This is a genomic window from Campylobacter bilis (genome assembly GCF_016806695.1).
Classification (GTDB): domain Bacteria; phylum Campylobacterota; class Campylobacteria; order Campylobacterales; family Campylobacteraceae; genus Campylobacter_D; species Campylobacter_D bilis.
In genome coordinates this window covers 91059-107626 of sequence record NZ_WUED01000006.1, presented here as the reverse complement: position 1 = coordinate 107626, position 16568 = coordinate 91059, and the positions used below count along the sequence as shown (strand labels likewise).

The following is a 16568-nucleotide window of genomic DNA, read 5'->3' as shown; positions in this document are numbered from 1 at the left end:
TTTTGATTTTTAATTTCTTTAATCACAACAGAACGGATAGCATTGCCACTTTGATCAATGCTAATAATACCTGAAACCCCTTCAAAATTTTTGGTTTGATGAATTTTTTCATTTACGCATTTACTTGTAAGATTATCAATACAAGCATTCATAGCATTTAACATTACAAAATAAGCATCTGCACCCATAGCTGAAAATGCTGGAAGTTCTTTTGTTGATTTGACTTTTTCATAAGCTGCAATGAAATCTTTGCTTAATTTGGTGCTAGGATTATTATAATCAAAACTGTCTGTGAAAATCACACCATTAACAGCATTACCACCAAGCTCAATAAAAGTTTGATTATTTACCCCATCCCCAGCTGTTAAAAGCTTATCAAAACCAACCTGTCTTGCTTGTCTTGCAATCAAAGCCGCTTCAGGATGATAAATAGGCATATAAACAAAATCAGGGCTTAAACTCTTAAGCTGAGAAACTATAGCTTTAAAATCTTTATCTCCTGAATTAATAACAAGTTTTTTTATAATTTTCCCGCCATTAAGCTCAAAAGAATTCTCAAAAGCCCTTGCTAAACCCAAAGAATAAACATTACTCTGATCCATGATAATAACAGCATTTTTTAAGGCCAAATCTTTAGCAATATAAGCAGCAAATTTATCCCCTTGGAAACTGTCTTTAAAGCAAACCCTACTTGCATACTCTTTTTTATCCAAAAGCTTATCTCCTGAAGCCACCGGTGCAATTAAAGGAATTTTTTTCTCTTCTGCTATAGAAATAGCTTGGATAGTATTAGGAGTAGTTGCCTCACCTATAATTCCTAAAACTTTATCTGTAGATATTAAACGATTAACTCCATTAGAAGTTTCTAATTTATCTCCTTTTGTATCTATTGTGACAAGCTTAATGGTATCTCCATTTGAAAGTTTTGGATTTAATTTATTGGCTAAATCAATTCCATAAAAAACATCCTGCCCATAAGCTGCCACAGATCCAGTTAAAGGTAAAACAACCCCTATATTAATATCTTTAGCAAACAAAGAATTTGCTAAAGTTAAAAGACTTAAAGCTAAAGTAAATTTTTTCATTAATATTCCTTTAATTATAGATTTTCACAATTTATTTTAAAAATGTATTATGTTTTGTCTTTTGCTTAGGTTCTTCTTCAAGAAGTTCTTGTACTTGCAAATCAAGTGCAAAATTCCCACCCTTGATATAAGCAATAATATTATCCATATCATCATGAGTTAAATTCCTAGCATAAAAAGCCATTTGAGAAGCTGTTGCAGAAGCACTACTATCAAGAGTATAACCTATCAATGCAGCTTTAAGATCTTGAGCAGACATATCTTTTAAAATTCTAGATCCTATAACGCTTTTTTGTGCATTATCACCATGACAAGTGTGGCACTTATTTTTAAAATATATAGTCTTTGCTTTTTCCATGTCATATTTTTTATTAACATCAAAAGTATAAGTAAATAATGACTTTAAATTAATACCAAAAAGCGTGACTATCAAAACCGAGCTGACAAACAAGCAACGTATGATCATAAATTTACCTTTTATTATATTTATATTTTATTTGATATTTTTGCGTTTTTGTTATGATTTTTACACCATCAAAGAACAAAAATTCTAATAAAGAAGTAGTAAAAACAAGATGCTTTAAGACACTTATTTAAAACAACTTTTTATTTCTTTTTTAAAGAAACACAAAAAATTATATCAAAAAAAGATGATCCTTACTAATGAGCACCTTTATGCAAAAAATAAAGCCCAACACAAAGTGCTAAAATAGAACCAGCAAGAAAAGCCATATCCACAGGAGTAGAAAATTTCATCTGCAATACTCTTTGAAAAAAATTCACCACTAAAACCATAATAATCACCTTTGCAAGTTTATCTTTTAATTGATCTAGGCTATGCACTTCTAAAACCTTGCTTTGTTTAGTTTGTTTAAATTCTTCTATCTCGCTAATAAAAAGTTCATAAACTCCAAAAGAAAAGATAAATAAAACTAAAGCCATTAAATAAAGATCTACAGCTCCTATAATCAAAGCCACCACATCTTCATGCAAATCAACACCCGAAGCTATATTAAAAAAATAATTAAAAGTATAAAATATAACCTTTAAAACATCATAACTTGCGATAAAAAACAAGACAAAAGCCCCAATGAGTCCAAAAATTACGGGTAAAATAGTAACAATACGACTTCTAACAAGCAAAGCTTCAAATAATTTTTCTAGCATTTTTTTTCCTTATTTGTATTCTAATTGCAGCCATTTTTGGGCGATTCGCACAGCATTAGTAGCAGCGCCTACGCGGATTTGATCAGCCACACACCAAAGATGAAGTATAGTTTTATCATACATATCAGCACGAATTCTTCCTACATAAGTTTCATTTGTATCACTTGCCATTAAAGGCATAGGATATTTTTTATTTTTAGTATCATCTACAACTACAATACTCGGTGCTTTTTTTAAAATTTCACGCGCTTTCTTAGGATCTATTTCTTTTTTAAAATGCATAGTTATAGCTTCGCTATGACTTCTTAAAACAGGCACCCTAACACAAGTTGCTGAAATCTCTAAATTTTTATGTAAAATTTTTTGGGTTTCATTGATCATCTTAAGTTCTTCTTTAGTATAATCATTATCCATAAAAACATCAATTTGTGGAATAAGATTAAGCGCTAAAGTATAAGGAAAAACTTCAGCTTCAAACTCATCAAGTTTAAAAGCAAAAAAGCTTTGCATAGCTTGAACTAATTCTTGCATACCTTCTTTTCCTGCACCACTTGCTGCTTGATAAGTACTCACATCAACGCGCTTTAAATCAAAAGCCTCATCTAAAGGCTTTAAAACCTGCACCATTTGTATAGTAGAACAATTTGGATTTGCTACAATGCCTGTTTTTTTCCATTTTTTAATATCTTCACTATTACATTCAGGAACCACTAAAGGAACATCTTCTTGCATTCTAAAATGACTCGTATTATCAATCACAAGTGCTCCTGCTTGCACAGCGAATTTAGCGTATTTTTCGCTCACACTTCCACCCGCACTAAAAAAAGCAATATCAACACAATTTTCCTTAAATACCGTATCTGTAAGCTCTTTTACCTTATAAAACTTTCCTTTAAATTCTACTTCACTTCCTGCACTTTTCGCACTTGCTAAAGGCAAAATGCTTTCTACAGGAAAATCTAACTCATCTAAAACATTTAAAATTTCTTCACCAACAGCACCCGTAGCACCTACAATCGCTATTTTTTGTTTTTTTGGCATTTTTTATTCCTTTATTTGATATTTTTTAATTTTTTCATTTAAAATCTTTATATCCATGCCTAAGATTTTTGAAGCTTCATTTTTATCATGATTTACACTTAATAATACCTCACAAATTAATTCTTTTTCTAAATTTTTCACATCTTTTTTTGCACTTCTAGCCTCTAAAAACAAATCTTCACTTGAAATTTCATTGCTTTGACTTAAAATGCAAGCTCTCTGCACCACAGAAATTAACTCTCTAATATTGCCTGGAAAATCATATTCAAGCAAAGCATTTTTAGCTTTTTGACTCAATCGTTTTTCTTCAAAATCATATTCTTTGCAAGTATCTTCTAAAACCTTTTGGGCTATACCTAAAATCTCTTCTTTACGCTCTCTTAAAGGTGGGATATTAATAGGAATAGTATTTAAGCGATAATATAAATCCGAACGGAATTCACCCTTTTTTATCTTTTCATCCAAATTTGCATTTGTAGCACTTATAATTCTAACATCTATTTTAATACTCTTAGTGCTTCCAAGTCTTGTAATTTCTTTTTCTTGCAAGGCTCTTAAAAGTTTTGCTTGAATCTCATAAGGCATCTCACCAATTTCATCTAAAAATAAAGTTCCCTCATGTGCCATTTCAAAAAGCCCTATTTTAGTAGTATTAGCATCTGTAAAAGCACCTTTTTCAAAACCAAAAAGTTCGCTTTCTATCAAATTCGCTGGAATAGCTGCCATATTAATAGCCACAAAAGGCTTATTAGCACGCTTAGAGTGTGCATGGATATAACGCGAAAAAACTTCTTTTCCTACGCCACTTTCTCCAAACAACATTACAGAAGCATCCGTTTTAGCAACCTTTTGACTTAAATCAAGGATTTTTTCCAACTTAGGAGAACTTGAAAAAAAATCCTTATTTTCTTCTTTTTCCTTTTTTGCATTCTTTTTACTAGCTGTTTTTTCCTGTATGATTTTAGCCCGTTTAATAGTCTCAACTAAAGTATCAATGTCAAAAGGTTTGGTTAAAAAATCTTTCACTCCTAAACGAATCGCTTCAATAGCACGATTTAAAGTAGCATTTCCTGTCATGATAATAAAATCATATTTATTTTTACAAGCTTTAATAAATTCTATCCCATCAATGCCTGGCATATTAATATCTGTAATAATTAAATCAGTATCATCGTTTAATTTTTTTAAAGCTTCAGTAGCGGACTTATAAGACTTAATATTAAATTCTTCATATTCTGCTAAAGCAAGTTCTAAAGATTTACGCATATTAATATCATCTTCTACTATGACCAAATTCATATTAAGTCCTTTCAAAAATTTTCATTTATAATATCCAATTAGGGCTTAATTTTGAATTTACTTTTGTTTAAGATAATAAATTATTGCACTATTTTCACCAAATTCAACTATAAATCTTAAAGGCAAAATTTTAATATAAGTTTGACTTTGAGCTTGCAATAAATCTGTATTAACCATGTCTTTAACACTAATCTTAGATCCTATAAAACAATCACTCAATTCATTTTTATGTGAATTTAAAAATTCCCATTTTGTCATCTTTGGCATAGCATCATCAATCATCCCTAAAGAAGTACGAGGTAAAGTTTTTAAATCCTTATCATTATAAGAAAGCTCACAAGCCCACTGTGTATAGGCATCTTCACTTTTTGTCATTGCTAAGGATAGATTATAATTTTGATGAAAAAGTATGAAATTTTTACTTGAAAGTTCTGCCCAAAAAATAAATTCATCTTGGGCAAACAGTTTAAAACCAAGAAAAATTAATAAGCAAACAATTCTTTCCACTTGTCTGCATCAATTTTAAGTTCTAAGTTGATTCTGTAAAGACCTTGATTAAAATTTTCATCAATAATGCTTGCATTTTTTATCAAGCCATTTACCTGTGCAGTAATAGTTGAACTTCTAAGCATTGCATCTTTTACAGTATCTTTACCATTAATTTTTACACCATAAAGCTTACTTGCTAATTGTCTATAAGCATCAGCAATAGCTGCTCTTTTAGCCAATGCAAGTGCTTGTGCACTAGAAATAGTATTTAAAGGAGCGATCCCCTCTCCAACTGCTGTAAAGCTGATTTCACCTTCATTAAAATCAGGAGACAACATTTTTTCTTCTTTGATGATACTACGCACATCGTCTTTATCAACTTTTTGTACAATAATATCTTGGGATGAATTTGCACTATTTGTGCTTGCATTTTTACTCACGCTATTAGCACTTGGTACACAACCAGAGAAAATTCCTGCTATTGCTAAGATAAAATAAATTTTTTTCATTTTTACACCTTCAAAATATTGTAATTGAAACTTATAAAAGCAATAAGTGTTCCAATTCTAAATCATTCTAAATTCAATCCCAAATTTTCATCCTCTAAATCATCATTTTCTTCTTTAGGACATTTAGCAATGCTAACAACTTCATCATTTTCGACATTTACTACTATAACACCACTAGTATTACGCCCTGCTTTTCTAATGCTTTGCATATCTACGCGTATCATTTTACCTGAACTTGTAAGTGCCATTAAATCCATACTTTCATCAACTATAACCACACTAATAAGATCTTTAGTTTTTTCTGTAAGTTTCATACAAATGACGCCTTTACCGCCGCGACTTTGCAATCTATACTCACCTGCATTTGTGCGTTTTCCTATGCCTTTTGCACTAATGCTTAAAATTTCTTGATCATCATTTTCTATAACAACAGCACCTACTAATTCGTCATTTTTCTCTTTAAATTTAATAGCTGTCACCCCACGACTCACACGACCAATCTGGCGTACTTTCATAAGAGGGAATTTAATGCACATGCCTTTTTTAGTAACTGCAAAAAGCATTTTACCTTTTACGCTCACACTTTCATCACTCTCTAAAGCATCCTCATCTAGCAAATCAGGCTCTTGGTTTTGTGAGTTTTCATCATCATTTTTCACAAAAAATTCATCTTCATCTTTTTGAACGATGATAGCTGTTACTAACTCATCATTTTCATCAAGATTTATAGCCTTAACTCCTACACTTCTGATATTTTGATACTCACTTAAATTTGTACGTTTTACTATACCATTTTTAGTAAAGAAGCATAAAGATTTATTCTTATCAAAATCTGTTGTAGGAATAATAGCCATAATCTTTTCTTCTGCTTGCAAATTAATAAGATTTACAACAGCCTTTCCTTTAGCTGTCCTTGAACCTTCAGGGATTTTATAAACCTTTAGCCAATAAAGCTGCCCACGATCAGTAACAAACATTAAAGTATCATGCGTATTTGCTGTAAAAAAACTCTCTATAAAATCATCATCATAGGTTGTAACGGCTAATTTTCCTTTGCCACCACGTTTTTGTTTTTCATACTGCTTACTAGGCACACGTTTAATATAACCCCTATGGGTGATGGTTACAACCATATTTTCATTAGGAATTAAGTCTTCAATGTCTATATCATCATAATCATCTTCTATTTGAGTGATTCTAGGTACATCAAATTTAGATCTTATTTCTTTTAGCTCATCGCGAATTAAATCTTCAAGCAATTGTTCACTTTTTAAAATTTCTTCAAGTCTTGCAATTTCTTTTAACAATTGTGCAAGTTCATTTTCAATCTTTTCTCTTTCAAGTCCTGTTAAACGGCCTAGTTTCATATCTAAAATCGCATTAGCCTGAAGCTCACTTAAACCAAACTTTGCCACTAAAGCATCACGCGCGGTGTTATTATCTAAACTCTTTTTAATGATAGCAATCACTTCATCTATATGATCAAGGGCAATTTTAAGTCCTTCTAAAATATGTGCTCTTGCTCTTGCTTTTTGAAGTTCAAAAATGGTTCTTCTAATAATTACAGTTTTTCTATGGCTTAAAAAAAGATTTAAAAGCTCTAATAAAGAAAAAATCTTAGGTTCTTTATTATGAATAGCAAGCATAATCACACCAAAAGTGCTTTCCATAGTGGTAGATTTGAATAAATTGTTTAATACAATCTCACTCATAGCCTCACGCTTTAGTTCTATAACAACACGGATGCCTTCTTTATTACTCTCATCTCTTACTTCTGAAATTCCTTCAATTTGCTTTTCTTTTACAAGCTCTGCAATCTGTTCTATAAGTCTTGCTTTGTTAGTTTGATAAGGAAGTTCATCAATGACTATGACATCTTTATTTGTCTTTTTTTCAATATGGGTTTTTGCACGCACTTTAACACGACCACGCCCTGTGCGATAAGCTTCTATAATGCCTTTTTTACCATAGATAATTCCACCTGTAGGAAAATCAGGCCCTTTAATAAAGCGCATCATTTCTTCTAAAGTCGCCTCTTTATTATCAAGCAGATATAAAAGTGCGTCTACTAATTCATTTAAACTATGAGGTGGAATATTTGTAGCCATACCAACAGCTATACCACTTGATCCATTAAGCAATAAATTAGGAATTCTAGAAGGCAAAACATCAGGTTCGCTTTCTGAACCGTCATAATTAGGAACAAAATCAACCGTATCTTTATCTATATCTTTTAAAAGCTCATGAGAGAGTTTACTCATTTTAGCTTCAGTATAACGCATAGCTGCAGCACTATCGCCATCTATAGATCCAAAATTGCCTTGTCCTGTTATACTTGGATATCTCATAGAAAAATCCTGCGCCATTCTTACTAAAGCATCATAAACTGCTGTATCTCCATGCGGATGATAGCGACCTATAACAGCACCGACTATACGTGCAGATTTAACAAAATCTGTTCTGCTTTTTGCTTCATCATTTTGCATTGCATATAAAATTCTTCTATGAACAGGTTTTAAACCATCTCTTGCATCAGGCAAAGCACGACCTATAATAACACTCATAGAATAATCTAAATAACTACTTTTTATAGAATTTTCTATATCTATAAGTTCAATATCAGAATCTTCGCTAAAAATATTCTCCATAAAAATCCTTCTATCAGTTCGAATTTCTAATTATAACACATTAAACTTTTGCATCAGCTAAAACAAGAGCAAAAAGTACGCGAATTTTATTTTGTTCTAAAATTTCTTTTGCTTGCAAAATACTAGAACCTGTAGTAACAATATCATCTACTAAAATCACAGGATGATGAAGGGTTTTTAAAAGTTTATAATTTCTTTTATTTTTTTGACGAAATACCAAACTTTTACCCGCATATTTAACATTATTTTATGCTTTTAAAACGTTAAATAAAGGTTTTATATATTTTTGGTTTAAGATGTTTGGCTAAAATTGCTGAATGAGAATAAAGCCTATTTTCAACCTTATCATCTAAGGCTATGGCATTAATTTTTATTTGAGGATTAAAAAATTCTTGGAATTTTGCAAAACTCAGCTTTGCAAGTATATTATAAACAAAATAACCATAAAAATGATGCTTAGAACGAAGTAAATACTGTATTTCATGGTATTTATAAAAAGAATAAACCTTAAAATCGCCCTCTAGTTTTCTTGTACTTAAAGAAAACTCTCCAAGTTCTAATTCACATAAATCGCAAAAACTAAGCAGAGCAAAAGCTCTACAATTTAAACATCTCAAAGTTCACAAATGAGGCTTGCGGCCTTATTTGCCATTTGTTTTATTAGCAAATGGGTATAAAAAGTTATCTCTTTTATATTATCAAAACCTTGCACATCTTGTTTAGTGCGGATAGTAAATTTTTTATTTTTATTAATATCATTTACTCTTAAAACTCCCACAAGCTTTGAGTGCAATCCTATACTATCTTGACTTGCACTATAAGATATAAATTCTAAATCAATTTTACTTACATAAGGAGAATTGGCTTCATTATTATCAAGTACTATTATACCTCTAGCTTGAAGCTCTTGTTTTAAATAAACATAAAATACAGCATTAAAATTAAGATCAACTAATAAATTTTTCCTTTTTGCATTAAAAACTTTTTGATTTTCTTTTAAATCATAAAAACGGTGTAAATAAACTTTTTTTAAAGCCACTCCCGTATCTAAAGTGCGTTTATTAGCACAACATTTAATCCCAACATCACTAACATACAAAAGACCTTTAATTTTAGCTTCAAAACCATCAGAACTCTCACAAGAAACACACTGGGTTTTTTGAGAAAGCTGATCAACTTGTGTAAAAACATTTTGCTTGCTTGCACAAGCATTTAAAAAGAAAATTGGCACTACAAAAATCAAAAATTTTTTAAACATCATTCCTCCTCCAAAAAAATTATTTAAAAATTTTTTCAAATTGTATTGAAAATACAAGCAAATTTCAAGCCCTATTTAAAATGATATTATTTAATCTATCTTCAGTACACTTAAAAAGGCTTCTTGAGGTAAATTAACCTTACCTATAGCTTTCATTCTTTTCTTACCTTCTTTTTGCTTTTCTAAAAGCTTTCTTTTTCTAGTAATATCGCCACCATAGCATTTTGCAGTTACATTTTTGCCTACAGATTTAACTGTTTCTCTTGCAATGATTTTATTACCTATGCTTGCTTGAATAGCCACTTCAAAAAGCTGTCTGGGTACAATTTCTTTCATAGCACTTACTAATTCTCTTCCCTTGCTTTGAGCTTTTTCATTTGACACGATAATACTTAAAGCATCGACATTTTCACCCGCTACTTTAATATCAAGCTTAACCAAATCTCCCACGCGTAAATCAATAGCCTCATAATCAAAACTTGCATAGCCTTTTGTTAAAGATTTTAATTTATCATAAAAATCCATTACTATCTCATTTAAAGGCACATCATATTCTAATAAAACACGCTCAGGTGTAATATAATCCATTTTTACTTGTACTCCTCTTTTACGGTTTAAAAGAGAAATCAAATTCCCTAAAAATTCGCTAGGCGTTATAATAGTGGATTTAACGTAAGGTTCTTTAATATAAGCTATTTTATTAACAGGGGGAAGCTCGCTAGGATTTTGAATTTTAATGATTTGTCCATCTGTTTGATGGATTTCATAAGTTACTGTAGGTGCAGTAGCAATAAGATCAAGATTAAATTCTCTTTCAAGCCTTTCTTTAATCACTTCCATATGCAAAAGCCCTAAAAATCCTACTCTAAAACCAAAGCCCAAAGCCAAAGAAGTTTCAGGCTCATAGGTAATAGAACTATCATTTAATTTTAATTTATCCAAAGCATCTCTTAAATCTTCAAATTTATCCGTTTCTATAGGATAAAGTCCTGCAAATACAAAAGCTTTAGCCTTTTCAAAGCCTTCTATAGGAATTTTGGCTTTATTTTTAACTAAAGTAATGGTATCCCCTACTTGCACATCGCCTACAGTTTTAAGCCCTAAAACTACAACGCCCACTTCGCCAGATTTTAAACATTGAGTTTTAACAGGACTTAAAGGATGAGGATAAAAAAGATCTTGAACTATGTGTTTTTTATCTGTACTCATTACCAAAACTTCATCATTTTTAGCAATTTTACCTTCATAAATTCTCACCAAAGCCAAAGCCCCTAAATAATTATCAAACCAAGAATCATAAATTAAAGCCTTAGTTGGAGCATCATCATCACTTTTAGGTGCAGGAATTTTAGTGATAATAGCCTCTAAAAGTTCTTTAATCCCTGCACCTGTTTTAGCACTCACACAAATACTCTCTTTACAATCTATACCTATAATATGCTCAATTTCGTGCTTAACTTTTTCAACATCTGCATTAGGCAAATCGATTTTGTTAATTACAGGAATGATTTCAAGATTATTTTCAAGTGCGATATAAACATTAGCTATGGTTTGTGCCTCAACTCCTTGACTAGCATCAACTACAAGCAAAGCCCCTTCACAACTAGCCAAAGAACGGCTCACCTCATAAGAAAAATCAACATGACCTGGAGTATCAATAAGATTTAAAATAAAATTTTCATTATTTAATTTATAGTTTAAACGCACCGATTGTGCTTTTATAGTAATACCGCGTTCTTTTTCTATATCCATAGTATCCATAACTTGCGAACTCATTTGTCTTTGGCTAATAGCCCCACATTCGCTTATAATCCTATCCGCAAGAGTAGATTTACCATGATCTATATGTGCTATAATAGAAAAATTTCTAATATTTTTAATTGACAAAATATCATCCTAAATAAATTTTTAAAAGTTTGGAATTTTAACAAAATTTATGTTTAAAACAAATTAAATTCTATTTTATACAAAAAACTTCAATTGAAATTTATATAAAGCATAATAAAATACCTTATGTTTGAAAAATATTTAATTTTTATCCCAAAAGCTATGGCTTTAGCTTTTCTACCTTTGCTAGTGTCTGCTTCTAATTTAAGAGAATTTATAGTATTAAGCCAAAACAATGAACAATATCTTATTAAACAAATACAAAATCAACAAGCCAATTTAACAAAAAGCCAAACTCTTAGAAACTATTTGCCAAGCCTTAGTCTAAATTCAGCTTATATAGCAAATAACAAAGACCGTTTTATCACTGATCCACAAGAAAGCTTATTTGCTAATGTTTCTCTTAAACTTTTACTTTTTGATGGGGGAGCAAGAGAGGCTAATTTAAGAATTCTAGAAAGCAAAGAAAAATTAAGTCTTTTAAACAAAGAACAAAGTAAAAATTACCTAGCTTTAAATGCAGCTACGCTGTATTTTAATACCTTAAGCCTTGAAAAAATTCTACTCTTAAATGAACAAAAAGTCAAATTACTCCAATCCACTTTTGAAAGATTGCAAAAATTTTATGATGCAGGACTTAGCAGTAAAGACGAACTTCAAAGCATTGAAGCTAAATACCATTTAAGTTTACTAGAATTAAGTCAAGCCCAATTACAACTTACTAAAATACAAAAAGAAATTAAAATTTTAAGCAATACCAATTTCACCCCAAAAGGGCAAGCCTTTTTAGAAAATCCCTATCAACAAACAAGTCAAAATTATGAAGTATTAATGGCAAAAGAACAAATAAATTTAGCTAAAGAAAATGTGAATTTAGCTAAAGCACAATATTTTCCAAAATTATACATCCAAGACAATTTTGGTTTTTATAAAAATAATTATAATCCAAAAATCCCTGCCCCTTATGCAAATTTAGCCGATCAATTTTTAGAAAAATACTCTCAAGGCAATCAATTTATCATAGCTATAGAATGGAAAATCTTTGATTTTAATGCAAGAGCTAAAGAAGTTGAAAAAGAACGTTTAAATGTACAAATAGCTAACGCTAATGCAAGACTTAATCAAAGAAAAAATGAAGAAGAATTAATGTTTTTGGATAAAAGTTTAAAGGTCTTAAAAGAACAAATTTATGCCTTAGAATTAAGCTTAAATGCTGCTAAATCATCCTTTACAAGTATAAATAAAAAATACCAAGCTGGCCTTGTTTCTTATATAGAATACCTACAAGCCTTAGAACTTCAATTTAAAGCACAAAGTGATTTAGAATTAGCTAAAAATGAGTTAGAGATTACAAAAGCAAATTATTATTTTAATTTAGGCATAGATCTTAGTTTAAAGGTTAAAGAATGAAAAAAATTTTATTTTTATTACTCGCTTTTAATCTTTCTTTTGGTGAAGAAATTTATGCAAGCTTTAATGTAGAAGCTTTAAAACAAAGCAAATTAAGCCTTGAAAGCATAGGATTAGTCGATCAAATCCTTGTCACAATAGGACAAAAAGTGCAAAAAGGAGAACTTTTACTCACTCTTAATCAAGAAAGCGAAAAAATTGCCCTTGAAAACGCACAAAATTCCTATAAACTCGCCCTTATCAAATATGAAAATACCAAAAGCAAAATGCAAAAAATACAAGCTGTTAAAAATGTAATCGACAAGCAAAGCTATGAAGATATGAAAGCCGAATTTAACGCTGCTAATTTAAAGCTGTCTCAAGCAAAAATCAATATAATTTATTATCAAAATATCTTAAGAAAAAAAGAACTTCGTGCCCCTTATAATGCTATTGTTGCGAACAAATTTGTACAAAAAGGCGAAGGAGTTAGCGGGGTAAATCAAGTCTTAATAGAAATTTTTTCTTACCCGCAAAACAAACTTGTCTTAAGCTTTGATGAAAAATATAAAGACAAGGTCAAAATAGGTGATGAGTTCTTTTATAAAATTGATCAAAATCAAAGCGAATACAAAGGTAAAATCACTCTTATTTATCCTAGCATAGAAATAAAAACAAGAAAAATTTATGCTGAAGTTGAAGCTCAAAATTTAACACCTGGACTTTTTGGCGAAGGTAGAATTATTACTAAAGACTAAACCATGTTTAAATTAGCTATAAATAGACCCATTACTACGCTTATGTTTTTTCTAGCATTAATGATTTTTGGATTGATTTCAGCTTTTAACATGAGTGTGAATTTATTCCCTAATGTATCCATCCCTCTTATAAAAATTACAAGCCAAAGCAAAGGCGATCTTAATTTCATAGAATCTAAAATCACTAAAGAAATAGAAAATGCTTTAAGTCAAATTGATGGAGTAAAAACCATCACTTCAACCTCATATGATAATTTTAGTGTAAGCGTTGTAGAATTTAAACTTGGCAAAGATCTTGAAGTAGCCGCTAATGACGTGCGTGATAAAATAGGCACGCTAAACTTAGCTAGCAAAGCACAAATTGAAAAAATCAGTTCAGACTCAGGGAGTGCTATTTCACTTTTTTTATATTCTAAAGATAAATTAAAACTTATGCATCAAATCAATGATACAATCAAACCTTTTTTACAAAGAATAGATGGGGTAGGAAAAATCGAAGCCAAAGGCTTTTTAAAACCTCAAATCCGCATAGAATTAAAACCCAATGAATTAAAAAAATATAATCTTAATGCCTTTGAACTTGCTAATATCATCCAAAGTCAAAATTTCAAACAAGCCTTAGGAGAGCTTAATAACAAACACAATAATTACATCATCAAAGGTTATTTTGAAGCTACAAATTTAAAAGAACTTACAAATCTTCGTATCAAACCTGGAGTGTTTTTAAGCGATGTGGCTGAAATTTCAAATCTTTATGAGGATGAAAAACAAAGTGCTATTTATAATGGTAAAGAAGGAGTGCTTTTAGAATTAGGCAAAGTCACAGACTATAACACCCTTGAAATGATAAAAAACGTTAAAAAAGCTTTGCCTACTTTAGAAAAACAAATTTCTAATGATATTAGCATTGATATACTTTATGATAAAAGTTTAAATATCCACAAGCATCTTACTCAAGTAATTTTTGATATGATTTTAGGAGTTTTTCTTACTCTTATAATAGTATTTTTGTTTTTAAGAAATTTTAGCGCGACTCTTATTGCTTGTGTAGCTATACCTACTTCCATCATTTCAACCTTTTTTGTTATTGATCTTTTAGGCTATGATTTAAATCGTTTAAGCTTTATTGCCCTTACTTTAAGTATAGGAATTTTTATTGATGATGCTATAGTGGTGATTGAAAATATTGCTAAAAAATTAAAATTTCATCCCCCTTTAGAGGCAGCTTTTTTAGGCATTAATGAAATAGGCTTTAGTGTTTTAAGCATCACTATGGTTTTACTTTGCGTTTTTATACCCATTTCTTATATGGACTCTATCCCTGGACTTTTCTTCAATGCTTTGGGTATAAGTGTGGCTAGTGGTATTATTATAAGTTTTTTAGTTTGTGTATTTTTAATACCAAGTCTTTCAGCTAGATTTTTAAATCCTAAAGAAAGTCAATTTTACAAAAAAACAGAATCTTTTTTTCAAAATATAGAAAAAAAATACGAAGCCTTATTGCATAAAATTTTACAAAATAAAATCAAATTTATCTTTATTAGTTTTGTTTTCATCTTGATTTCTTTTGCTTTAAGCACACGTATAGGACTTGATTTTCTACCTATGGAAGATGATAGCCAAATTCAAGTTTTACTAGAAAGTAAAAAAGATTTAAGCATAGAAGCCATGAAAGAAAAAAGTCTTCATTTACTTGAAAAAATTCAACTTGATGATAATGTCCAATATGCCTTTTTACTTGTAGGTTATGATGATGCTAAAGATGCAACCAAGGCTAAAATTTATATTAAACTTAAAAAACTAGAAGAAAGAAAACTAAGGCAAAGTGCTATTGTAAACTTATACCGTCAAAAATTTCAAGATGAAAGCTTAAAAATTAAAATCTTAGAATTACCCAAAATAGAAGGTGCAGGTATTGACGATCCGGTACAATTTTTGGTTTTAGGAGATGATTTAAACACTTTAAAAAAAGCCGCAAACCGTGCTAAAGAAATCCTAGCAAGCAATTCTCATATCGTAGATATAAACGATAATGCAAACGCAACAAAAGATCAAGTTGCCTTGCATATTAATCAAGAAAAAGCAAAAATTTTAGACATAAATCCTGATTACATAGCTAAAGTTTTGGCTTATTCTTTTTCAGAACTTAGCGTTGGAAGCATGGATAGAGGTAATTCAAAAGATGATCTTATTTTAAGTTTTGCTCCTGAATTTAAAAAAAATATAGAAGCCTTAAAACGCATCAATATTAAAAACAATCAAGGCAGCAATCTAGAACTCTCAAGCGTGGTAGATTTCATATATACTAAAGACTTAAAAAACATCAATCATTATAATAAAAACCGATCTATTAAAATCACAGCTGGAGTTAATAAACTCTCTTTAGGAACAGTACAAAAGCTTTTGCTTGAAAATAAAGACTATATTTTAGGACAAAATACAAATCTTAATTATGCTTTTTCAGGTTTTATCAATCTTTTAGGAGAAACTGTGCAAGGCTTTATCATGGCTATTGTTCTAGCCTTTATTCTTATCTATCTTGTTTTAGCCGCACTGTATGAAAGCCTTATTTTACCATTTATTATCATGATAACCATGCCTTTGGCTTTTGGTGGGACTTGCATAGGGCTTTTTATCACAGGACATAATTTCTCACTTTTTGTATTAATTGCCATTATCTTACTTTTTGGAATGGTAGGTAAAAATGCTATTTTACTAGTAGACATTGCTAATAAAAAATGCCATGAAGGCTTAGATCCTAGTAAAGCCCTTTTAATAGCTGGGAAATCGCGCTTAAGAGCTATATTAATGACTACTTTTGCAATGATTTTTGCTATGATTCCCCTTGCCTTTTCAAAAGGTGCAGGTTATGAAGCAAACTCACCTATGGCCATAGCCATTATCTTTGGACTCATAAGTTCGACTTTATTAACTTTGCTTGTTGTTCCTGCACTTTTTGAATTTTGCTTTAAACTTGATAGCAAGTTAAGAAAAATTTACGAAAGAGAAAAATTAAATTGAAAATTATATTTAAGGAC

General features: G+C 30.3%; 13 protein-coding genes and 1 pseudogene. 3 read left to right on the top strand and 11 right to left on the bottom strand.

From position 1 onward, the window contains the following. From GRQ01_RS04260 to lepA, 11 genes and pseudogenes are all read right to left on the bottom strand, one after another. On the bottom strand, positions 1-1085 hold a 1085-nt coding region (locus tag GRQ01_RS04260), incomplete at its 3' end, for an ABC transporter substrate-binding protein (RefSeq protein WP_158334590.1). Between the two features lie 31 nt (positions 1086-1116). Next, positions 1117-1551, bottom strand: a complete 435-nt coding sequence (locus GRQ01_RS04255) for a c-type cytochrome (protein WP_158334589.1) — start codon at positions 1549-1551, stop codon at positions 1117-1119. A gap of 194 nt (positions 1552-1745) precedes the next feature. Next, on the bottom strand, positions 1746-2252 hold the full coding sequence (locus tag GRQ01_RS04250; protein WP_158334588.1) for a YqhA family protein: 507 nt from the start codon (positions 2250-2252) through the stop codon (positions 1746-1748). Positions 2253-2261: 9 nt separating this feature from the next. Then, positions 2262-3293, bottom strand: coding sequence for an aspartate-semialdehyde dehydrogenase (locus GRQ01_RS04245; RefSeq protein ID WP_158334587.1), 1032 nt, complete (start codon positions 3291-3293; stop codon positions 2262-2264). A gap of 3 nt (positions 3294-3296) precedes the next feature. Further along, on the bottom strand, positions 3297-4592 hold the full coding sequence (locus GRQ01_RS04240) for a sigma-54-dependent transcriptional regulator (RefSeq protein ID WP_158334586.1): 1296 nt from the start codon (positions 4590-4592) through the stop codon (positions 3297-3299). Positions 4593-4649: 57 nt separating this feature from the next. Next, positions 4650-5099 (bottom strand): flagellar assembly protein FlgQ, encoded by a 450-nt coding sequence (flgQ, locus tag GRQ01_RS04235; protein ID WP_203121195.1) that lies wholly within the window; start codon positions 5097-5099, stop codon positions 4650-4652. Beyond that, complete coding sequence (gene flgP, locus GRQ01_RS04230; protein ID WP_158334585.1) at positions 5075-5590, bottom strand: flagellar assembly lipoprotein FlgP; 516 nt, start codon at positions 5588-5590, stop codon at positions 5075-5077. Before flgP ends, flgQ begins: the two co-directional genes overlap by 25 nt. Positions 5591-5652: 62 nt before the next feature. Then, entirely contained in the window at positions 5653-8238 is a 2586-nt protein-coding gene (gyrA, locus tag GRQ01_RS04225; RefSeq protein ID WP_158334584.1) for a DNA gyrase subunit A, read from the bottom strand. A gap of 40 nt (positions 8239-8278) precedes the next feature. Beyond that, positions 8279-8855, bottom strand: a pseudogene (locus GRQ01_RS04220) (ComF family protein). Then, positions 8852-9496 (bottom strand): outer membrane lipoprotein MapA, encoded by a 645-nt coding sequence (gene mapA, locus GRQ01_RS04215; RefSeq protein WP_158334583.1) that lies wholly within the window; start codon positions 9494-9496, stop codon positions 8852-8854. The pseudogene GRQ01_RS04220 and the gene mapA overlap by 4 nt, the downstream one beginning before the upstream one ends. Positions 9497-9586: 90 nt before the next feature. Then, positions 9587-11383: a translation elongation factor 4 gene (lepA, locus tag GRQ01_RS04210; RefSeq protein ID WP_158334582.1), complete on the bottom strand. Its 1797-nt coding sequence runs from the start codon at positions 11381-11383 to the stop codon at positions 9587-9589. 126 nt (positions 11384-11509) lie between these two features. Here lepA and GRQ01_RS04205 point away from each other — a divergent pair, with 126 nt between their 5' ends. The 3 genes from GRQ01_RS04205 to GRQ01_RS04195 are packed head-to-tail and all read left to right on the top strand — an operon-like array spanning position 11510 to position 16551. Next, positions 11510-12793, top strand: a complete 1284-nt coding sequence (locus GRQ01_RS04205; protein WP_158334581.1) for a TolC family protein — start codon at positions 11510-11512, stop codon at positions 12791-12793. After that, positions 12790-13530, top strand: coding sequence for an efflux RND transporter periplasmic adaptor subunit (locus GRQ01_RS04200; RefSeq protein ID WP_158334580.1), 741 nt, complete (start codon positions 12790-12792; stop codon positions 13528-13530). The genes GRQ01_RS04205 and GRQ01_RS04200 overlap by 4 nt, the downstream gene beginning before the upstream one ends. Positions 13531-13533: 3 nt before the next feature. Then, positions 13534-16551, top strand: coding sequence for an efflux RND transporter permease subunit (locus GRQ01_RS04195; protein ID WP_158334579.1), 3018 nt, complete (start codon positions 13534-13536; stop codon positions 16549-16551). Positions 16552-16568: the final 17 nt, after the last annotated feature.